Source organism: Bacillus safensis FO-36b (assembly GCF_000691165.1).
Lineage (GTDB): Bacteria > Bacillota > Bacilli > Bacillales > Bacillaceae > Bacillus > Bacillus safensis.
The window spans coordinates 347684-368008 of sequence record NZ_ASJD01000003.1; the positions used below are offsets into that span (position 1 = coordinate 347684).

Annotated in this window: 23 protein-coding genes; all 23 read left to right on the forward strand. The window is 41.8% G+C overall.

The window, feature by feature from the left end:
* The first annotated feature begins 23 nt into the window (after nt 1–23).
* From fliF to BA81_RS09740, 23 genes are read left to right on the forward strand one after another with little or no spacing between them, the layout of a single operon-like run.
* Complete coding sequence (fliF, locus tag BA81_RS09630) at nt 24–1616, forward strand: flagellar basal-body MS-ring/collar protein FliF (RefSeq protein ID WP_024424177.1); 1593 nt, start codon at nt 24–26, stop codon at nt 1614–1616.
* An 11-nt stretch (nt 1617–1627) separates the two neighbouring features.
* Entirely contained in the window at nt 1628–2644 is a 1017-nt protein-coding gene (fliG, locus tag BA81_RS09635) for a flagellar motor switch protein FliG (protein ID WP_034281776.1), read from the forward strand.
* Nucleotides 2637–3401: a flagellar assembly protein FliH gene (gene fliH / locus BA81_RS09640; RefSeq protein ID WP_034281779.1), complete on the forward strand. Its 765-nt coding sequence runs from the start codon at nt 2637–2639 to the stop codon at nt 3399–3401. The genes fliG and fliH overlap by 8 nt, the downstream gene beginning before the upstream one ends.
* Entirely contained in the window at nt 3398–4714 is a 1317-nt protein-coding gene (fliI, locus tag BA81_RS09645) for a flagellar protein export ATPase FliI (RefSeq protein WP_034281781.1), read from the forward strand. The genes fliH and fliI overlap by 4 nt, the downstream gene beginning before the upstream one ends.
* Before the next feature lie 8 nt (nt 4715–4722).
* A complete protein-coding gene (fliJ, locus tag BA81_RS09650) occupies nt 4723–5166 on the forward strand; it encodes a flagellar export protein FliJ (RefSeq protein WP_024424173.1) in 444 nt (147 codons plus the stop codon).
* A 12-nt stretch (nt 5167–5178) separates the two neighbouring features.
* Complete coding sequence (locus BA81_RS09655) at nt 5179–5895, forward strand: MotE family protein (protein WP_034281782.1); 717 nt, start codon at nt 5179–5181, stop codon at nt 5893–5895.
* A complete protein-coding gene (locus tag BA81_RS09660; RefSeq protein WP_034281784.1) occupies nt 5896–7218 on the forward strand; it encodes a flagellar hook-length control protein FliK in 1323 nt (440 codons plus the stop codon). It begins immediately after the preceding gene.
* Nucleotides 7218–7664: a flagellar hook assembly protein FlgD gene (flgD, locus tag BA81_RS09665; protein ID WP_024426978.1), complete on the forward strand. Its 447-nt coding sequence runs from the start codon at nt 7218–7220 to the stop codon at nt 7662–7664. The genes BA81_RS09660 and flgD overlap by 1 nt, the downstream gene beginning before the upstream one ends.
* A 17-nt stretch (nt 7665–7681) precedes the next feature.
* The gene (gene flgG / locus BA81_RS09670; protein WP_034281786.1) at nt 7682–8476 is read left to right on the forward strand and encodes a flagellar basal body rod protein FlgG; all 795 of its coding nucleotides are present in this window, start codon (nt 7682–7684) and stop codon (nt 8474–8476) included.
* Nucleotides 8477–8513: 37 nt separating this feature from the next.
* Nucleotides 8514–8729, forward strand: coding sequence for a swarming motility protein SwrD (gene swrD, locus BA81_RS09675; protein ID WP_008344794.1), 216 nt, complete (start codon nt 8514–8516; stop codon nt 8727–8729).
* Entirely contained in the window at nt 8726–9154 is a 429-nt protein-coding gene (fliL, locus tag BA81_RS09680) for a flagellar basal body-associated protein FliL (protein WP_024424168.1), read from the forward strand. Before swrD ends, fliL begins: the two co-directional genes overlap by 4 nt.
* 32 nt (nt 9155–9186) lie before the next feature.
* Complete coding sequence (gene fliM, locus BA81_RS09685; RefSeq protein WP_024424167.1) at nt 9187–10185, forward strand: flagellar motor switch protein FliM; 999 nt, start codon at nt 9187–9189, stop codon at nt 10183–10185.
* Entirely contained in the window at nt 10175–11296 is a 1122-nt protein-coding gene (gene fliY, locus BA81_RS09690) for a flagellar motor switch phosphatase FliY (RefSeq protein ID WP_034281787.1), read from the forward strand. The genes fliM and fliY overlap by 11 nt, the downstream gene beginning before the upstream one ends.
* A 27-nt stretch (nt 11297–11323) precedes the next feature.
* On the forward strand, nt 11324–11686 hold the full coding sequence (gene cheY / locus BA81_RS09695; protein ID WP_007499584.1) for a chemotaxis protein CheY: 363 nt from the start codon (nt 11324–11326) through the stop codon (nt 11684–11686).
* An 18-nt stretch (nt 11687–11704) separates the two neighbouring features.
* On the forward strand, nt 11705–12364 hold the full coding sequence (fliZ, locus tag BA81_RS09700) for a flagella biosynthesis regulatory protein FliZ (protein ID WP_024426981.1): 660 nt from the start codon (nt 11705–11707) through the stop codon (nt 12362–12364).
* Nucleotides 12357–13022, forward strand: a complete 666-nt coding sequence (gene fliP / locus BA81_RS09705) for a flagellar type III secretion system pore protein FliP (RefSeq protein WP_008354479.1) — start codon at nt 12357–12359, stop codon at nt 13020–13022. The genes fliZ and fliP overlap by 8 nt, the downstream gene beginning before the upstream one ends.
* 16 nt (nt 13023–13038) lie before the next feature.
* Nucleotides 13039–13308: a flagellar biosynthesis protein FliQ gene (gene fliQ / locus BA81_RS09710; protein WP_003211206.1), complete on the forward strand. Its 270-nt coding sequence runs from the start codon at nt 13039–13041 to the stop codon at nt 13306–13308.
* 6 nt (nt 13309–13314) lie between these two features.
* Nucleotides 13315–14094 carry a flagellar biosynthetic protein FliR gene (fliR, locus tag BA81_RS09715; protein ID WP_024426982.1) on the forward strand — a complete coding sequence of 260 codons (780 nt, stop codon included), beginning with the start codon at nt 13315–13317 and terminating at the stop codon, nt 14092–14094.
* Nucleotides 14091–15179, forward strand: a complete 1089-nt coding sequence (flhB, locus tag BA81_RS09720; RefSeq protein WP_034281789.1) for a flagellar biosynthesis protein FlhB — start codon at nt 14091–14093, stop codon at nt 15177–15179. Before fliR ends, flhB begins: the two co-directional genes overlap by 4 nt.
* A 29-nt stretch (nt 15180–15208) precedes the next feature.
* Nucleotides 15209–17242, forward strand: coding sequence for a flagellar biosynthesis protein FlhA (gene flhA, locus BA81_RS09725; RefSeq protein ID WP_034281791.1), 2034 nt, complete (start codon nt 15209–15211; stop codon nt 17240–17242).
* Nucleotides 17242–18351: a flagellar biosynthesis GTPase FlhF gene (flhF, locus tag BA81_RS09730; RefSeq protein WP_034281794.1), complete on the forward strand. Its 1110-nt coding sequence runs from the start codon at nt 17242–17244 to the stop codon at nt 18349–18351. Before flhA ends, flhF begins: the two co-directional genes overlap by 1 nt.
* A complete protein-coding gene (locus BA81_RS09735) occupies nt 18345–19250 on the forward strand; it encodes a MinD/ParA family protein (RefSeq protein WP_051627337.1) in 906 nt (301 codons plus the stop codon). Before flhF ends, BA81_RS09735 begins: the two co-directional genes overlap by 7 nt.
* Nucleotides 19247–20320, forward strand: a complete 1074-nt coding sequence (locus BA81_RS09740; protein WP_034281797.1) for a protein-glutamate methylesterase/protein-glutamine glutaminase — start codon at nt 19247–19249, stop codon at nt 20318–20320. The genes BA81_RS09735 and BA81_RS09740 overlap by 4 nt, the downstream gene beginning before the upstream one ends.
* Nucleotides 20321–20325 lie beyond the last annotated feature (5 nt).

The window sequence follows — 20325 nt, forward strand, 5'->3', positions numbered from 1 at the left end:
GAATGGAATGACCGGGGGTTAAGATGAATCGTACTTTAATGCAATTAAGAACAAAAACAGTTGAGTTTTGGCGAAATCGATCAAAATTACAAAAAATACTCATGATTGGCGGCGTTGCTGCCCTAGCAATCATTATTACGGTTGTTAGCATCTTTGCTTCTTCTGAAAAAATGGTTCCGCTCTTTAGAGACTTGTCTGAGGCAGAAGCTGGACAAATCAAACAGGAACTAGATGGCAAAAACGTTAAATCGGAACTTGCAAACAATGGAACAACGATTCTCGTTCCAGAAAAGCAAGCAGATTCTTTAAAAGTAACACTCGCATCCGAAGGGCTCCCTAAGACAGGCAACATTGATTATTCCTTCTTTGCAAACAATTCAGGCTTCGGTTTAACAGATAATGAATTTGATGTTCTGAAAGTAGACGCAACTCAGACAGAACTATCCAATCTGATCAACACAATTGATGGGATTAAAGATTCAAAAGTGATGATTAACCTGCCAAAAGATTCCGTTTTTGTTGGAGAAGAGCAAAGTAATGCATCAGCATCCATAGTGCTGCAAGTTGAGCCGGGCTACACGCTCACACCGCAGCAAGTAAAAGGCCTTTATCATCTTATTTCAAAAAGTGTGCCGAATTTAAAAACAGAAAACATTGTCATTATGGACCAAGATTCCAACTACTACGACTTAAACACCAGCTCCGATTCCTATGCAAGTGGAATGGATGCACAGCAGCAGAAAAAAGAGGAAATCGAAAAGAATCTTCAAAGAAAAATTCAGCAGCTGCTCGGAACAATGATGGGTCAAGATAAAGTGGCTGTATCGGTCACAACAGACATTGATTTTACTGAAGAAAAAAGAAAAGAAGACCTAGTAGAACCTGTTGATAAAGAAAACATGCAGGGGATTGCTGTCAGCGCTGAAAAGATTGCTGAAACTTATTCAGGTAACGGCGCAGCAGCTGGAGGCACCGCTGGAACAGGTGACGATGATGTCACAAATTATCAAGGTGCCGATGGAGCGAATGGAAGCGGAGATTACGAAAAGAGCGAAGATCGCATCAATTATGAAGTCAACCGCATTCATAAAGATATCAAAGAAAGCCCTTATAAAATTAGAGATGTTGGCATTCAAGCATTGGTCGAACCACCAACTGCAAACGATGTAAACTCTTTAACGGCTGAAAGACAAGATGATATCAAAAAGATTCTTTCAACGATCATTAGCACATCGATTGATAAAGAATACACAAATGGTCAAGCGCTCACTCAAGCCGACTTAGATAACAAAATCGTTTTATCTGTATCAAAATTAGACGGTAAACAGCAAACTGCGGCAGATAACCCTTCAAACAATATTCCAATTTGGGTTTATATTGTAGGCGGTGTGCTTCTACTTGCAATTATCGCTCTTATCATTCTTCTTGTACGCAAGCGTAGAAGAGATGAGGAAGAAGAGTTTGAGTTTGATGAACGTACACCAATCGATGTTCCTGATATCGACACTGAACCAGAAACAGAAGAAATGGTGAGAAAAAATCAGCTTGAAAAAATGGCAAAAGAAAAACCAGAAGACTTTGCTAAATTGCTACGCAGCTGGCTGTCCGAGGATTAGGAGGAATACACATGTCGAGAAAAGATCCAAATCGACTAACAGGCAGACAAAAAGCAGCAATCCTAATGATTTCCTTAGGGCTAGACGTGTCAGCATCTGTATACAAACATCTGTCTGAAGACGAAATAGAAAAATTAACATTAGAAATTTCCAATGTACGAAGTGTAGATACTGCTAAAAAAGATGAAGTCATCGAAGAGTTTCACAGCATTGCCATCGCGCAGGACTACATATCGCAGGGCGGTCTTATGTACGCAAGACAAGTGCTTGAAAAAGCGCTTGGTGAGGATAAAGCGGACAGCATCTTAAACAGGCTAACATCCTCTCTTCAAGTGAAACCATTTGATTTTGCTCGAAAGGCTGACCCAGAACAAATTTTAAACTTTATCCAGCATGAGCATCCACAAACGATAGCACTTATCCTTTCCTACCTGGATCCAGTGCAGGCTGGGCAAATTTTATCTGAGTTAGGCGAGGAAGTACAAACTGAGGTTGCGAGACGTATTGCCTTAATGGACCGTACATCTCCAGAGATCATCAATGAGGTGGAGCGTATTCTTGAACAAAAGCTTTCTTCAACCTTTACGCAGGACTATACGCAAACGGGCGGAGTCGAAGCGGTTGTAGAAGTGCTAAATGGTGTAGACCGTGCTACTGAGAAAACCATTTTAGACACACTTGAAATTCAAGATCCAGAGCTTGCTGATGAAATTAAGAAACGTATGTTTGTCTTTGAAGATATTGTCACTCTTGACAGCAGAGCGATTCAGCGTGTCATCAGAGATGTTGAAAATGATGACTTATTGCTCGCACTCAAAGTGGCAAGCGAAGAAGTCAAAGAAATTGTCTTCCGCAACATGTCACAGCGGATGGTCGAAACATTCAAAGAAGAAATGGAGTTTATGGGGCCTGTCCGGCTTAGAGATGTCGAGGAAGCACAAACCCGTATTGTCAGCATCGTAAGACGACTTGAGGAAGCTGGAGAAATCGTCATAGCTCGAGGCGGAGGAGACGATATCATTGTCTAGGATTATCAAACATGAAACATCTGTTATTCCTGAACAAGGGCGGCAAACGATTCCTTTACAGCAAGTAAACTTTAAAAGAGAACATCACGAAGAAGAGCTTGTCAATGAAACTGAAGCATCGCAGCTAGTACTCAGTGATGCAGAAGATCAAGCGAGCCGCATATTAGAACAAGCAAACAGTGAGCTGGAAAAAACAATGGCTGAAATCAATCAGCGCCGGACTGATTTTGAAGAGGAAAGAATGCAGCTCATTGAAGAAGCGAAACAAGCAGGTTATCAAGAAGGCTTCCAAAAGGGCGAAGCAGATGCGAATATGCAGTACCAAGCTATTCTTGATCAAGCAAATGACATCGTCAGTCTTGCAAGGCAGGATTACGAAGAAAAAATTGAAAGCTCTGCTGAGCAAATTGTAGAACTCGCTTTTGAACTCGCCAAACGCGTTTGGAATGCAGCTGAGGACACGAAAGATCCATTTTTGGCTCTTGTGAAGCAGGTCATTTCAGAAGTGAAAGAATATGATGATATTTCCATCTATGTTGACCCTGAACATTACGAGCATGTGATGGAATATAAAGACGAATTGATTAGAATCCTTCAAAAGGATACACACCTTGCCATTTACTCGGATGAAAAAGCGCCAAAAGGAACTTGTTACGTAGAAACAAGTTTTGGAAAAGTGGAAGCGAGTGTTGATACCCAAATGAATCAGTTGAAAGAAAAATTATTAGAAGTCATTGATTCAGGTGATCACAAATGAAAATGGATGTACTAAAAGAAACGATTGAAACTGCCGATCCTTATAAACGATTTGGTAAAGTCAATCGAGTGGTTGGGCTCATGATTGAATCTAAGGGGCCGGAGAGTTCGATCGGTGATGTTTGTCTCATTCATAAAAAAGGGAGCAAGCACCATCCGATAAAAGCAGAGGTCGTAGGGTTTAGAGATGAAAACATTTTGCTCATGCCTTATGTAGAAGCATCCAATATTTCACCAGGAAGTCTTGTTGAAGCGACGGGTGAGTCGCTGAAGGTCAAAGTAGGGACTGGATTAATTGGTGAAGTCGTTGATGCCTTCGGTGATCCGCTTGATGGCAGTATGCTTCCAAAAGGACTTGCACCTGTTTCGACAGATCAGTCACCCCCAAATCCAATGGACAGGCCGCCTATTCGAGAAAAGATGGGTGTCGGTGTTAGAGTCATTGATAGTTTGCTCACAGTTGGCACTGGTCAAAGGATCGGGATTTTTGCCGGAAGTGGTGTTGGAAAAAGTACCTTAATGGGGATGATTGCAAAGCAGACAGAAGCAGACCTGAATGTCATTGCCCTTGTTGGAGAGCGTGGCCGTGAAGTTCGTGAGTTTATTGAAAAGGATTTAGGTTCTGAAGGACTGAAGCGATCAATTGTTGTCGTTGCTACTTCTGACCAGCCTGCACTGACGAGACTGAAAGCTGCGTATACAGCAACAGCTATTGCGGAGTATTTCAGGGACAGAGGCAAAAATGTCATGTTCATGATGGATTCTGTTACGAGGGTCGCCATGGCGCAAAGGGAAATAGGACTCGCAACTGGCGAGCCGCCAACAACAAAAGGATATACACCTTCAGTGTTCGCTATACTGCCAAAATTGCTCGAACGAACTGGGACAAATCAGCTTGGTTCCATCACAGCGTTTTACACAGTGCTTGTTGATGGAGACGATATGAACGAGCCGATCGCTGATACAGTGAGGGGGATCCTTGACGGGCACATTGTACTTGATCGTGCTTTAGCCAACAAAGGACAATTTCCCGCTGTTAACATTTTGAAAAGTATCAGCCGTGTCATGAGTAATATCGCAAGTCATGATCACAAGGAAGCGGCTAACCGGTTCCGCCAGCTTTTGTCCACTTATCAAAACGCTGAAGACCTCATTAATATTGGAGCATATAAAAAAGGCTCCTCCAAAGATATTGATGAGGCCATGCAGGCTTATCCTCATCTGATTTCATTTTTGAAGCAGGATGTAGAAGAGGCTGTATCTATTGAAGACAGTGTGAGTTTATTGCTCAGTTTGATGAATAGAGAGGATTGACAAAAACAGTGAGATATCAATACAAATTTCAAAAGCTCTTAGAACTGAAAGAAAGTGAAAAAGACAAGTCACTCGCAGCGTACCAACAATCCGTTTCGGCATTTGAGCAAGTCGCTGAAAAACTCTATGAAAATATGAGTAAAAAAGAGCTAATGGAAAAAAGCAAAGAAGAAAAGCTGAGAAGTGGAATGAGTGTTCAAGAAATGCGTCATTACCAGCAATTTGTGACCAACTTAGATAACACCATTCAGCATTATCAGCAGCTTGTGATCATGAAACGCCATCAAATGAATGAAAAACAATCTGATTTAACTGAAAAAAACATTGAGTTTAAAAAGTTTGAAAAAATGAAAGAAAAGCAATTTGAAAAGTTCTCCCTTGAACATAAGGCAATTGAAATGAAAGAAATGGATGATATCTCTATCAGCCAATTCATGTTTCAAGGACATTAGGAGTCGAGATGAATGCCTAAGAAGGAAAAAACGAAGGAATCAGGCGGCGGAAAATTTCAATGGATCTTGTTTATTGTCATCATCCCATTGATTGTGCTTGTGATTGTCACTGGCACGATCCTTTATATGGCAGGTTTTGATCTAAAAAAACCGCTCCAAAACATTCCTGGGATCAGCAGTTTGGTTGGTTCAGATGACACCTCAAAAACGTCATCTTCACCTAATGATCAAAGCGATGCAGAGTTGAAAGAACTGAAAAAGACCATTAAAGAGCAAAAGAATGAGCTCGAAATTGCACAAAAAGATTTGAAAACAAGTGATGAAGAGATTAAAAGACTGAATCAAAAAATCAATTCACTTGAAAAAACATCTGAAAATGATGCAAAGAATACGTCAGCCAATGACAGTTCATCGAATAACAGCTCATCGAATAACAGCTCATCAAATAACACGTCAGGTAATAACTCAGCAGGGGCGTCCTCTGATACAGCGGCTTCCTCTAATCAGCAGACAAAAGGAAAGGTCGCCAGCATTTATGAAAGCATGGACCCAGGGAAATCCGCCAAAATTTTATCAGAATTAAGTGATAAAGAGGCGTTAAAAATCCTTGAAGAGCTGAGCAAAAATAAACTGACAGACATATTAGCAAAACTGACACCTCAGAAGGCAGCAACGTTTACAAAAGAGCTTGCCAAAAAAGAAGAAAGTGAAAATGGGGGTGGACAATAAGTGAAGCTATTGGATATTGGAGCCTTACAGCAATCTTCTCAAGGTCTCTCAGGGCTAAAAGGAGACGGCGCTGCATCTGCACGCGGTTTGTTTAAACAATTGCTTAGCGGAGCAGGCGCTCAAAGCGGTCCTGTTCATGCTGAAACAGCCGCTCTTGCCTCTCTTTCTATCAATGATGCGATGCAAATTGTTGAAAAATGGATGCAATCACCTGAAGAAGGAATGAACGCAGACCTACTAAGTGCGCTTCAAACACTACAGGGTCAAACGCTTGAATCATCTGATCTCAAATCACTTGAAGAATTATTTCAAAAAATGGAATCTTCCATTTACGGTGATCAAGCTGAAAAGCCAGGTTCTGAACATAGTGAACAGCTCATACAAGTCCACTTCTTCATCTATCAATTGCTTAATCAACAGCCGCCAAGCTTTGATGCGAAACTTGTGCAGGATATTGAAGGGAAAGGTCAAGACTTTATCCACTTTCTTTCTAAAAACGGGGTAGATGAAAAACTCATTCAGCAAGTAAAAGAGCAGTTCTTCTCGCAGGGTTCAGCGCCAAAGCTGAATTCGATGACTCAAAGTGAGCTAAAGCACTTTAATCAGCTAATCGACCATATGATGGCGAATGCGAAAGGGTCTGACAAAGAGTGGAAAATTTCACTAGGAGAGTTGAAGGAACTAATCTCTCCAAAACAAGAATCTACACTCGCTTCTCCGGCAAAAGGGAATGCATCTCTTGAGTGGCTCATCAAAAAAGAAGTCGTTAAAGGACAAAGCGCTGCTGCACCAGCTTCTGAAAAAATAATGACCCACTCGCTTCTGCCAGGTCATAAGCAGTTTTTCCAACTGCAGTCAGCGGCTCCTGTTCAGCAGACACAAACGACTGATGAAAAGCCAGGAACGGTTGATCAGCAAATTCTAAACACGTGGAAGCAAATGAAATTCACGCCGTTTGGTAATTCAAGCGGACGCTTTACCGTTCGATTAAATCCTGAAAATCTTGGATTCATTACCATTCAGCTAACGAAGCAAAACGGTATGTATGCGAGTAAAATTACAGCCTCGACGCAAGCAGCGAAAGAGCTGTTAGAGCATCATCTGCCGCAGCTCAAGCAGGCGCTTCCAAATATGTCGGTTCAAGTGGACCGTTTCCATATACCGCTTCAATCAAATGAGCAGCCGTTATTTGGACAGTTTAGTGAAGAAAACAAGCAGCAGCCAAAAGGACAGAATTTCCAGCAGACTGATGAACAGGAAACAGAATTCCAAGATGTACTGGATGCTCTTGTTGGGTCAGATGAAGAAGAGGAGGAGATCTAATGGCAACAGTTGATGCTACGAATAGAACAGCCGCACAAGCAGACACTTCTTCAAAAGCAGAAAAGAAAACAGATACGCTTGGCAAAGATCAATTCTTGAAAATTTTGCTCACGCAGCTTCAAAACCAAGATCCGACAAACCCGCTTGATGACCGTGAGTTTGTCACGCAGCTTGCGACATTTTCATCTTTAGAACAGCAAACCAATATGAACGATTCGATCACCAAGCTGAATCAGCTCATGTCTACATTTGTTGCACACCAAGATCCGTTTACGACGTATGTAGGCTGGATTGGTAAAGAAGTATCGGGCAAATTGGATGATAAAGAGATATCGGGCACTGTGAAGTCTGTTAAAAACATAGACAATGAATACTTACTTGTTTTAGAAGATGGAACGAAAATCAGCCCTTGGGATGTTACAGCAGTTGGAGAAAAAACGAAGTAATTCGAGGAGGAAAATAAATGTTACGCTCACTTTACTCAGGAATTAGCGGAATGAAAAACTTCCAATCAAAATTAGATGTGGTAGCCAACAACGTAGCCAACGTCAATACACACGGATACAAAAAAAGCCGTATCACGTTTAAAGATATGGTCAGCCAAACCATTTCAAGCTCAGGTGGACCAACGAACAACTCTGGTTCAATCAACTCAAAACAAATTGGTTTAGGATCATCTTTATCTTCTATTGATAAAATCATGAAATCAGGTTCTTCTCAAAATACAGACGAACCATTTGATTTCTATATTAATGGAGATGGATTTTTCCGTATTCAAAAGCAAGGTGAAATCCTATTTACAAGAACAGGGAACTTCAAACCTGATTCAAATGGGGATTTGGCAACACCTGATGGAAACTATCTACTTGGCATGGATGGGCAAAGAATCAACATTCCAAGCGACAATGTGTCAAGTGTCAGTGTTGGGCCAGATGGGACCGTTTCTGTTGTTGAGAACAACGTTTCTCGTACTGTTGGGCAAGTATCACTTGTGTCATTCAGTAATGCAGGAGGATTAGACAAAGTTGGGGATAACCTATACCGCCAAACGCTCAGTTCCGGTGCGCCAAGTAATGCCATCGCTCCTGGAAGTCAAGGAACAGGTGAACTTCAAACAGGGAAACTTGAAATGTCAAACGTTGATTTAACAGACGAGTTTACCGAAATGATTATCGCGCAGCGTGGATTCCAATCGAATGCAAAGACGATTACAACATCTGATGAAATTCTGCAAGAGCTTGTGAATCTGAAACGATAGGAGGTAGGGGGAGCGGATGCTCGCTTCTCTGCTTAATATGATTGAAGTGACAAGATTAAATGGCAAAGGATTTATGCTGAACGCTCTCCATATCGAGCAAATCGAAAGTTTTCCAGACACGACCATTACTTTGGCCAATGGAAAGAAATTCGTTGTGAAAGAAGATGAGGAGCAGCTTCAAGAGAAAATCATTTCTTTCTACAGAAAAATCCAAGTCATTTCATTGAATCAAGGAATAGAGGAGTTTGAATGAAGAAGAAATTAGTCGTAGTAATGCTAATCATGATTATTGCCATCGTCGGAATTGGAGCAGGCATCTTTTTTCTGCTGAATGGGTCAGACGAAGCAAAAGCTGAAAAAGAGCCAACAGCAGATGAAGTCGTAAAAGCTTCTGTTGAAATTCCTGAGATTATCACCAATTTAAAGTCTGAAGGAAATGCTGTCAAACTTGTCCTGAATATTGAAACGGACTCTGAAAAAGCAAAATCAGAGCTTGAGAAAAGAAGTTTCCAGGTAAAAGATGCTGTAATCGACATTTTATCAGACACGAATGCAGATGAACTTGATGGCAAAAAAGGCAGAGAACATTTTAAAACACAAGTCAAAAACAAAGTGAATAACTATTTGCAAGATGGCAAGGTGAAAGAAGTATATATAACCTCCTTTAATCTGCAATAGAGGCGATTAATTAACGCGATGGAGGTGAAGAAATGTCAGGAGAAGTGCTTTCCCAGAATGAGATCGACGCATTATTATCCGCCATCTCAACAGGCGAAATGGATGCAGAAGAGCTGAAAAAAGAGGAAACGACGAAAAAAGTGAAGGTGTATGACTTTAAACGTGCACTGCGCTTTTCAAAAGACCAGATTCGAAGTTTAACAAGGATTCATGATAACTTCGCTAGACTGCTCACCACGCATTTTTCAGCGCAGCTAAGATCATATATTCAAATTACTGTCAGCTCGGTTGACCAAGTACCATACGAAGAATTTATTCGTTCGATTCCTAATATGACATTATTAAACTTATTTTATGTCAGCCCGCTTGAAGGAAGAATCATGCTTGAAGTAAACCCAACAATCGGCTATGCGATGATGGACAGGCTGATGGGCGGGATTGGCATTAGTCATAATAAGACAGAATCACTTACAGAAATTGAAACAAAGATTATCTCAAACATGTTTGAGGGAGCTTTGGAAAATTACAGAGAAGCGTGGCAGTCCATAACCGACATCGAGCCTGAAATGGCAGATTTCGAGGTAAATCCCCAGTTTGTTCAAATGGTGTCACCAAACGAAACAGTTGTCGTCATTTCTCTTAATACACAGATTGGCGAGGTAAGCGGGGTTATTAACCTATGTATTCCTCACGTTGTATTAGAGCCTATTATTCCGAAGCTGTCTGTACACTACTGGATGCAGTCTGAACGAAATGAACCAAAACAGCAAGAAACAAAGGCCATTGAAAAACGGATTATGAAGGCAAAAATACCGGTAGTCGCAGAGCTGGGACAATCGGAAATGACGGTGGAAGAGTTTTTGAATTTGGAAATTGGTGATTGTATTGCCTTGGACAAACCAGTAAATGCGCCTCTTACTGTTATGGTCGGAAATAAACCGAAATTCTTGGGACAGGCCGGCCGCGTGAATCGGAAACAGGCGATTCAAATTCTAGATCACGACATAAGAGGTGAAGAAGATGGAGAATAACGGAAGTAAATTATCACAAGACGAAATCGATGCGCTCCTTAAAGGAGGCAGCAATGACGATATAGAGCCTGATACAGTCCTTTCTGCAATGGAGCAAGATGCTATTGGAGAAATCGGAAATATTTCATTCGGCAGCTCTGCAACAGCACTTTCAACCCTATTAAATCAAAAAGTGGAGATTACAACTCCAACTGTTACAGTGATTCAAAAAAGTATGCTGAATGAGGAATTTCCTCATCCGTATGTTGCTATTGAAGTGAATTATACGGAAGGCTTCAGCGCAAGTAACCTGCTTGTCGTCCAGCAAACAGATGCAGCAGTTATTGCGGACTTAATGATGGGTGGAGACGGGACAAATGCTGACCCTTCTTTAAGCGAAATTCACTTAAGTGCAGTACAAGAAGCAATGAACCAAATGATGGGTTCTGCTGCGACATCCATGTCGACTGTCTTTAATAAAAAGATTGATATTTCTCCGCCGCGCGTCGAATTACTTGATGTGAAAGAAGGAGAAGGGACAGACCGCATTCCAGCTGAAGAAATGCTTGTCAAAGTATCCTTCAGATTAAAAATAGGTGAACTCATCGATTCAAATATTATGCAGCTTTATCCTATTACATTTGCGAAGGATTTAATCGCAGAATTAACAGATCCTGCGCAAGAAGAAGAGCCGGTTCAAGAAGAAGTGAGTGCACCTGAACCTCAGCCGGCAGCTCCGCAAACGCAGTCTGCCCCAGCGCAGCAAGCAGCACCGCCGAAAAGACAGGCGAAGCCAAAGCCGGCAGCACCTGTAAATGTGACGCCAGTTGAATTTGAATCGTTCAGTGAGCCTCAGCATACAACAAACCAGCTTGGAAACCTTGACATGCTGATGGACATTCCGCTTTCCATTACGGTGGAACTTGGAAGAACTCAGCGCAGTGTAAAAGAAGTTCTTGAGCTTTCAGCAGGAAGTATCATTGAACTGGACAAACTTGCTGGTGAGCCAGTAGACATCCTAGTTAACAAACGAATCGTCGCCAAAGGGGAAGTCGTTGTCATTGATGAGAACTTTGGTGTTCGTGTGACTGACATTTTAAGCCAGTCAGAAAGACTTTCTAATTTAAAATAAACAAACATACAGGGAGAGAATAAGTAAATGGCTACTAAGGTATTAATCGTAGATGATGCAGCATTCATGAGAATGATGATCAAGGATATTCTTGTAAAAAACGGATTTGATGTAGTAGGAGAAGCAGAAAACGGTGCACAAGCAGTTGAAAAATATAAAGAAACATCTCCTGATCTTGTCACAATGGATATCACAATGCCAGAAATGGACGGAATCACTGCACTAAAAGAAATTAAACAAATCGATGCTTCTGCAAAAATCATCATGTGTTCTGCAATGGGGCAGCAGTCAATGGTTATTGACGCGATCCAAGCAGGTGCAAAAGACTTTATCGTGAAGCCATTCCAGGCAGACCGCGTACTTGAAGCAATTAATAAAACGTTAGGCTAAAAAAGGGTGTAAGATTTGTTGAAAAAACGTTTGATATGTATAGCAATGATCAGTTTTATGCTTTTCTTGACGATGCAGCCTGCCTCACTGTTTGCCGAAACGAAAGATCCTGAGAATGGCACAGTGAATGACTGGCTCAAAGGTGAGAAAGAAAGCAAAAAGGATACAGAGAAGAAAACCACTGACAATCAAACGAATCCGGCAGAAGAAGTTCCCTCTTCTTCTGTCTCCATTATGGATTTTGTCAAAATGATTGGTGCCTTACTTTTTGTCATCCTGCTTATTTATGGTTTAGTGAGATTTGTTGGTAAGCAAAACCGCTTACTCAAACCATTTCGCTATGTTGAAAATATCGGCGGAACGACAGTCGGACAAAACCGTTCAGTCCAGCTGATCAAAGTGGGAAAACGAGTATTAGTTGTCGGCGTAGCAGACTCAATCCAGCTGCTAAAAGAAATTGATGATGAACAAGAATGTGAAGCGATCGTGAAACAATATGAAGAAGCGATGGAAAGCAAAACCGATTTACCAAAAATGGTTCAAAAATTCACATCGCAGATAAAGAAACATGATCAGCCGACCACTTCTTCTTTTTCAGCCAATTTAAAGGCGCAGCTAGCCGAATTGAAAAAGACCCAATCAGAAGTCAGAAAGAAAGGCCCGAAACAAAATGAATGAGTTTATTGATTTATTTAATTCCAGCGGTGCAGGAAATATCAGCACATCTGTCCGTCTTCTTTTACTTTTAACAGTATTTTCGGTTGCACCGGGCATTCTCATTTTAATGACGTGTTTTACACGGATTGTGATTGTTCTTTCATTCGTCAGAACATCACTTGCAACCAACTCAATGCCGCCAAACCAAGTGCTTGTTGGACTTGCGTTGTTTCTCACATTTTTTATCATGGCACCCACGTTCTCACAGATTAATAAAGAGGCGCTGACGCCGCTTTTAAATGATGACATCACGTTAAATCAGGCGTATGAAAAAGCCGAAGTGCCTATTAAAGAGTTTATGAGTAAACATACAAGACAAAAAGATTTGGCTTTATTTCTTAGCTACGCAAAAATGGATACACCTGAATCGATTAAAGATATTCCTTTAACGGCGATGGTTCCCGCTTTTGCCATTTCAGAATTAAAGACGGCATTTCAAATTGGTTTTATGATCTTTATTCCATTTTTAATTATTGACATGGTGGTCGCAAGTGTTCTGATGTCAATGGGGATGATGATGCTTCCGCCGGTTATGATATCGCTCCCTTTCAAAATATTGTTATTTGTTTTAGTCGATGGATGGTATTTGATCGTTAAATCTTTGCTGCAAAGCTTTTAGAGTAGGTGCTTAAAACATGAGTTCAGAATTTGTCATTACGATGGCTGAAAGATCAGTGTATGTGGTATTGCTTGTGAGTGGGCCGCTTCTAGCGCTCGCACTCATTGTGGGACTGATTGTCAGTGTGTTTCAGGCGACAACCCAAATTCAAGAACAGACGCTTGCGTTTATTCCTAAGATTGTTGCAGTACTCATTGGACTTGTTGTGTTTGGTCCATGGATGCTTTCAACAATCGTGTCCTTTACGACAGAGCTGTTCTCGAATTTAGATCGATTTGCAGGTTAATAAGCGATGTCAATTATAGAATTATTCCCTGCTTTTCTTTTAGTTTTTATTCGGATCACCGCTTTTTTTGTGACAGTACCGCTTTTAGCGCATAGAACGATCCCGGCTGTACACAGAGTTGGATTCTCACTGTTTTTAGCTGTCATTAGTTTTAGCACCATAAAAGAACCGCCAGCACTCGACATAGACGGTCTTTATATGATGCTTGCGGTGAAAGAAGCAATGGTCGGACTTCTGCTTGGGCTGATTGCATACATCATGGTGTCCGCTGTTCAAATTGCCGGCTCATTCATTGATTTTCAAATGGGTTTTGCGATTGCCAATATTATTGATCCGCAAACAGGGGCGCAGACGCCGCTGATGGGACAGTTTTTTTATACGGTCACATTGCTGTTGATGCTGGCAACAAACGCACATCACCTGCTGCTTGATGGAATCTATTACAGCTTTCAATACATTGCAGTTGATCAATACGCATTGAATTTCGGCAGTGAATCCTTTGCTTACTTTATCGCAAAGAGCTTCAACCAAATGTTTATCATCGCCTTTCAAATCTCGGCACCTGTCGTGGCAAGTCTGTTTTTAGTCGACTTGGCGCTGGGGATTGTGGCACGTACAGTTCCGCAAATGAACGTATTTGTGGTTGGACTTCCTATTAAAATGGGTGTGAGTTTTATTATGATCATCATCTGTATGGGCGTCATCTTCGGTGTTGTCCAAAATACATTTGAAACGATTGTACTCACCATGAGGAATTTCTTAGCATTGGTCGGTGGTTCGTCATGATGACAAGGCTTAGACTAGACTTGCAATTTTTCGCAGGTGAAAAAACAGAAAAAGCAACGCCGAAAAAAAGGCGGGATTCACGTAAAAAAGGACAGGTTGCCAAAAGCACCGACGTCAATACAGCCATCTCATTTCTATTAATCTTTTTATCATTCTTTTTTATTGGGCCTTTTATGAAAGAGCGGATTATCGCGCTCATAGAACGTTTTTATTCAACAACCATGCTAATGAAGGTTAGCACATCTAATATTCATCAATTATTCTTGGAATTGCTTCAGGAAACAGGGCTCCTCCTCATGCCAATCCTTGGTGTTGGTATGCTGGCGGGCATTATCAGTAACTATTTACAAGTCGGCTTTCTCTTTTCACCAGAAGTGATCAAACCGAAATTAGAAAAGCTTGACCCAATCAAAGGGTTTAAACGGATATACAGTATTCGAGCCCTCGTAGAGCTATTAAAATCCATTTTGAAAATTGGCTTTGTAGGCTTTGCGACATTTATTGCTCTTTGGATGCACTTTGACGAAATTCTGCGGCTTCCTTTATTAACAGCAGAGGAAACCCTTCATTTCGTTGCAAATATGACCTTAATTATGGGGCTGTATGCTGCTGGTGCTCTTCTGATCTTAGCAGGGCTTGATTATATGTATCAGAAATTTGATTATGAAAAAAACTTGCGGATGTCCAAACAAGACATCAAAGATGAGTATAAAAAATCAGAGGGTGACCCGCTCATCAAATCAAAGATTAAACAGCGTCAGCGGGAAATGGCCATGAGACGGATGATGCAGGAAGTCCCAAAAGCGGACGTCATCATTACAAACCCAACCCACTATGCCATTGCTTTAAAGTATGATGAAGAAAAAATGGACGCGCCCTATGTTGTGGCAAAGGGAACGGATATTTTGGCTTTGAAAATTAGAACGATTGCGAAAGAGCACGATATCATGACCGTAGAAAACCGGCCGCTCGCCCGCGCGCTCTATGATCAGGTCGACATCGACCAAGCGGTGCCGGAAGAATACTTTAAGGCCATCGCAGAAATTTTAGCTTACGTCTATAAAACGAAACAAAAGATTTTATGAATTTTTGGTTTTAAAAGGAGAGAACAGGCATGTCAGCAAGAGATTTATCTGTTTTATTCAGTGTTATTTTAATTGTGGCGATGCTGGTCATACCGTTTCCGCCAATGCTATTAAGTATTTTAATCATTATTAATATTTCTCTTGCGCTTATCGTGCTTCTCACCACAATGAACATGCAAGAACCACTGCAATTTTCAATTTTTCCATCATTGCTTTTGCTCTTAACGCTGTTTCGTTTAGGGCTTAACATCTCTACAACACGTTCTATTCTTTCAACAGGAGATGCTGGAAAGGTTGTAGAAACGTTCGGTTCATTTGTTGTTGGAGGAAATATCCTCGTTGGTCTCGTTGTTTTCCTTATCCTGATTATCATTCAGTTTATTGTTATCACAAAAGGGGCAGAGCGTGTATCAGAGGTTGCGGCAAGATTTACTCTCGATGCGATGCCAGGTAAACAAATGAGTATTGACGCAGATTTAAATGCAGGTATGCTGACAGAAAGTGAAGCAAGAAACCGCCGTGAAAAAGTAGCGAGAGAAGCAGACTTTTATGGAGCGATGGATGGTGCAAGTAAGTTCGTTAAAGGGGATGCCATCGCAGGTATTATCATCGTCATTATTAATATTATTTTTGGAATCATTATTGGGATGCTTCAGCAAGGAATGTCGATTCAAGAATCAGCTTCCCACTTTACGCTATTAACGGTAGGAGACGGGATTGTTTCACAAATTCCTGCACTTCTCATTTCAACAGCAACAGGGATTGTCGTCACAAGGGCTGCTTCTAATGGGAACCTTGGTTCAGATATCACTGAACAACTGTTTGCATTCCCTGCTATGCTCTACGTCACAGCAGGCACGATCTTCCTTCTTGGGCTGTTTACGCCAATCGGCGTACTTTTGACAGGACCGATCGCAGGTTTACTTGCCCTCGGCGCATACTTGATGTCGAAAAACAAACAAGACCAAGAAGAAATTGAAGAGGTACTGGAGGAACAGGCAGAGGTAGAAGAGATGAAAAGTCCAGAAAGTGTCATTCATCTCCTGCAAATGGATGCCATTGAATTTGAATTTGGCTACGGCCTCATCCCGCTCGCTGATGCAAACCAGGGCGGTGACCTGTTAGACCGGATTGTGATGATCCGAAGGCAGCTTGCCCTTGAACTTGGTCTCGTCATTCCAGTCGTCCGAATCCGGGACAATATTGCACTGAACCCAAATGAATACCGGTTGAAAATTAAAGGGAACGAAGTAGCAAAAGGAGAGCTGCTGCTTGATCATTACTTAGCGATGTCCCCAACGCCTGATGATGATCCGATTGAAGGAATTGAAACAATCGAACCATCCTTTGGCCTGCCGGCTAAATGGATATCAGAAGCAGAAAAAGATCAGGCTGAGATGCTAGGCTATACGGTTGTGGATCCAGCGTCTGTTGTGTCTACTCACATCACAGAAAAGATTAGACAAAACACACACGAGCTGCTCGGACGCCAAGAAACGAAGCAATTAATCGATCATCTGAAAGAAAGTTATCCCGTCTTAGTGGATGAGGTAACGCCAAATCCGCTGGCAGTCGGTGATATTCAAAAAGTACTGGCGAAGCTGCTGAAAGAAAAGGTCTCTATCCGAAACCTTGTCACCATTTTTGAGACGCTTGCAGACTACGGAAAATTAACGACTGATACAGATTTATTAACAGAGTATGTGAGACAGGCGCTGGCAAGACAGATTACCGCACAGTATGCAAGAGAAAATGAATCACTCAAAGTCGTGACATGCTCAGGCCGAGTAGAAAAGGTGATTGCAGACAGCGTTCAGCAGACAGAGCATGGTAACTACTTATCGTTAGATCCAGAATCCTCTGAAAGTGTGATTCAATCAGTGGCGAGAGAAATTGAACAGCTTTCGCTTCGTCAGGAAACGCCGGTTCTATTATGCTCACCTCCTATAAGAATGTACGTTAAGCAGTTGTTAGAAAGATATTTCCCAGATTTACCGGTACTATCTTATAACGAACTAGAAGCGAATGTGGAAGTACAGAGCATCGGAGTGGTGGATATCTAATGAAAATGAAAAAAATCACAGCAAATTCTATGCAGGAGGCAACGATTCAAATCAGGCAGCAGCTTGGGAAAGATGCCGTTATTTTAAATTCTAAAACCGTTGTCAAACGCAAACTGTTCGGTTTGAAGAAACAGCAAATGGTCGAAGTGATTGCAGTGCTGGATCAAGATTTCGAGGAAAGAGCTGGTAAAGGGTTAAACCCTGCGTCGCCTCTTCCAGTGTTGCCAAAAAAGGAAAAGCTGCCCGAAGAGCCTTCATTTGTTCCCAAGGCGGCGAAACCAGCGCCTTCTCATACCCAGCCTTTAGAATATGTGAGGAATGAACGGCATGCGGGTATTCTGCCTGATCCTCTTATAGCAATCGATCAAAAGCTAAAGGATCAAGGGCTTGATGATGCCATTCGAGACGAATGCCTGAAGGGTCTTTTAACAAAGGGTGCGGTTAAAGAATATCACATAAAAAAAGAACTTGAACAACTGCTGACAGATATGCTGCCAGCGCAAACCTCTGATGAGCCGATGATTTCGTCAAAATACATTGTACTGTTCGGTTCAACCGGAGCTGGTAAAACGACAACGATTGCAAAGCTGGCTGCTAAAACAGCCATTCAGCAGCAAAAGAAGATTGCTTTTATTACAACCGATACGTACCGTATTGCAGCAATCGAACAGCTGAAAACTTATGCTGAACTGCTGAATGCACCGCTTGAGGTTTGTTATTCGAGAGAGGATTTTGTAAAAGCCCAAGAGACCTTTAAAGAATATGATCATATTTTCATCGATACAGCAGGACGTAACTTTAAAGAAGAAGCGTATATCAAAGAGCTGACCGACATTATTCCATTTGATGAGAGCATTCAAAGTTTTCTCGTGATGAGTGCTACATCGAAGTATCAAGACATGAAAGCCATGGTCAAACGCTTTGAGCACGTTCCAATCAATCAATTCATTTTTACAAAAGTAGATGAAACGGACACGATGGGAACCATTTTTCAAATCATTGCTGACTCTCAAATCAAACTTGGTTTTTTAACAAATGGTCAAAATGTGCCTGAGGATATTCTTGAAGGTTCTCCTCTTGAACTTACAAGGATGGTTTTACAATCATGAAGCCTGACCAAGCAGAAGGGTTAAGAAAACTAGTTCAGCAGAGTCAAATCATCACACCTTCTCCTCTTAACGCCAGCGGGCAGGCAAAGACCATTGCCGTCATGAGCGGTAAAGGCGGGGTAGGTAAATCGAATTTGACCCTGAATATGGCACTGTCTATCGCAAGTACAGAGAGAAGAGTGTTAGTGATTGATCTTGATTTTGGGATGGGGAATATTGATATTTTACTAGGGAAAACATCGACTAGTTCTATATTAGATGTTCTCGTTAGAAAAAAATCCTTCCAAGCAGCCATGACAAAAGGAACGGACAACCTATATTACATTTCTGGCGGAAGCGGGCTTGAACAGCTGTTTTCTTTAGATAAAGATCAATGGTCGTTCTTTTTGGAAGAGATGGAAAGAATCATGCAGGACTTCGATTGTATCTTTTTCGATATGGGTGCCGGCTTGTCAAAAGATCAGCTGCCTTTTGTCTTATCGGCAGGAGAAGTGGTCGTTGTGACTACGCCAGAGCCAACATCCATCATGGATGCCTACAGCGCGATTAAACACTTAGCCATTCATCAGTTTGAACGGTCTGTGCAAATCATTGTCAATCGGTGCAAAACCCCGTCAGAAGGGTCTGAAACCTACCGGAAATTGGCAGGAGTGGTCACATCTTTTCTTCACAGAAAACTTGTATTTGCTGGCGCTGTGCCTGATGATCCTGCGGTTCCTAAAGCAGTATCAGAACAAATTCCATTTTATATGAAGCAGCCTCATTCAAGGCTGAGTAAAACCATTAAGATGCTGGCAGAAACACTATATCATCAGCAGATAAGAGAGGCACGGAGAGAACAGCATACGTTTATAGATAAGTTGTCCTCTTTTTTTAAAAGGAGGAAGGTGGACTCATGATTAGAGTGCTAGTAGTAGATGACTCGGCCTTTATGAGAAAGCTCATTAGTGATTTTCTAAGTGCCGAGCAAGAAATAGAAGTCGTCGGAACGGCGCGAAATGGGGAAGATGCCTTAAAACGGATCAAGGAACTGAATCCAGATGTTGTCACGTTAGATGTGGAAATGCCTGTTTTAAATGGAACAGAAGCATTAAAACAAATTCTGGCTGAACACGACCTTGCCGTGATTATGGTGTCAAGCCAGACAAAGCAAGGAAAAGATTTAACCATCCATTGCTTAGAACTCGGTGCTTTTGACTTTGTGACAAAGCCTTCGGGAAGCATTTCGCTCGATTTGCACAAAGTGAGGGGGCAAATTGTAGAGCGGGTACTTGCAGCAGGACTGTCAAGGAAACGCACTGAAGAGAAGGTGTCTCCTAAGCCGGTGATAAAGCCGCCAAGTCCAGTGGCTGCACCCCGGCTACCATCTGTAAAAGGCAGCTCACTCCGAAAGATTATTACTATCGGAACATCTACAGGGGGACCAAGGGCACTTCAACGAGTCGTAACGAAGCTGCCTAAGGACATCGAGGCCCCTATATTGATTGTGCAGCATATGCCAGCAGGATTCACGGCATCACTTGCTACTAGGTTAGATCATTTATCACAAATTACGATTAAAGAAGCGCAAGATGGAGACATCGCGAAAAATGGAGTGGCTTACATAGCTCCTGGTGGAATGAATATGTCACTTCATGACCAAGGGGGGTCACTTGTCATCAGGCTGTCCCCTGAAGACACGGAAAGCCGGCACAAACCATCTGTTAACTATTTATTTGAATCCATCAGCAGCATAAAGGGTTACGAGAAAATCGCTGTCATTATGACAGGTATGGGCAGTGATGGTACTGAAGGTGTCAAAAAAATGGTCGCAAGCGGTCATACGAAAGTCATTGCAGAAAAAGAAGAATCATGTGTTGTTTTCGGAATGCCTAAATCAGTCATTAAAGCAGGCCTTGCACATGAAACAAGGCATGTGGATGACATCGCACATGCAATTATTAGCTCCATGAAAAAAGAGAGGGCGTGAACACG

Excerpts from the sequence above, each read along its gene's own strand:
- fliF (WP_024424177.1), top strand. The coding sequence starts at position 24 with ATGAATCGTACTTTAATGCAATTAAGAACAAAAACAGTTGAGTTTTGG.
- fliG (WP_034281776.1), top strand. The coding sequence starts at position 1,628 with ATGTCGAGAAAAGATCCAAATCGACTAACAGGCAGACAAAAAGCAGCA.
- fliI (WP_034281781.1), top strand. The coding sequence starts at position 3,398 with ATGAAAATGGATGTACTAAAAGAAACGATTGAAACTGCCGATCCTTAT.
- BA81_RS09655 (WP_034281782.1), top strand. The coding sequence starts at position 5,179 with ATGCCTAAGAAGGAAAAAACGAAGGAATCAGGCGGCGGAAAATTTCAA.
- flgD (WP_024426978.1), top strand. The coding sequence starts at position 7,218 with ATGGCAACAGTTGATGCTACGAATAGAACAGCCGCACAAGCAGACACT.
- flgG (WP_034281786.1), top strand. The coding sequence starts at position 7,682 with ATGTTACGCTCACTTTACTCAGGAATTAGCGGAATGAAAAACTTCCAA.
- swrD (WP_008344794.1), top strand. The coding sequence starts at position 8,514 with ATGATTGAAGTGACAAGATTAAATGGCAAAGGATTTATGCTGAACGCT.
- fliL (WP_024424168.1), top strand. The coding sequence starts at position 8,726 with ATGAAGAAGAAATTAGTCGTAGTAATGCTAATCATGATTATTGCCATC.
- fliM (WP_024424167.1), top strand. The coding sequence starts at position 9,187 with ATGTCAGGAGAAGTGCTTTCCCAGAATGAGATCGACGCATTATTATCC.
- fliY (WP_034281787.1), top strand. The coding sequence starts at position 10,175 with ATGGAGAATAACGGAAGTAAATTATCACAAGACGAAATCGATGCGCTC.
- cheY (WP_007499584.1), top strand. The coding sequence starts at position 11,324 with ATGGCTACTAAGGTATTAATCGTAGATGATGCAGCATTCATGAGAATG.
- fliP (WP_008354479.1), top strand. The coding sequence starts at position 12,357 with ATGAATGAGTTTATTGATTTATTTAATTCCAGCGGTGCAGGAAATATC.
- fliQ (WP_003211206.1), top strand. The coding sequence starts at position 13,039 with ATGAGTTCAGAATTTGTCATTACGATGGCTGAAAGATCAGTGTATGTG.
- fliR (WP_024426982.1), top strand. The coding sequence starts at position 13,315 with ATGTCAATTATAGAATTATTCCCTGCTTTTCTTTTAGTTTTTATTCGG.
- flhB (WP_034281789.1), top strand. The coding sequence starts at position 14,091 with ATGATGACAAGGCTTAGACTAGACTTGCAATTTTTCGCAGGTGAAAAA.
- flhA (WP_034281791.1), top strand. The coding sequence starts at position 15,209 with ATGTCAGCAAGAGATTTATCTGTTTTATTCAGTGTTATTTTAATTGTG.
- flhF (WP_034281794.1), top strand. The coding sequence starts at position 17,242 with ATGAAAATGAAAAAAATCACAGCAAATTCTATGCAGGAGGCAACGATT.
- BA81_RS09740 (WP_034281797.1), top strand. The coding sequence starts at position 19,247 with ATGATTAGAGTGCTAGTAGTAGATGACTCGGCCTTTATGAGAAAGCTC.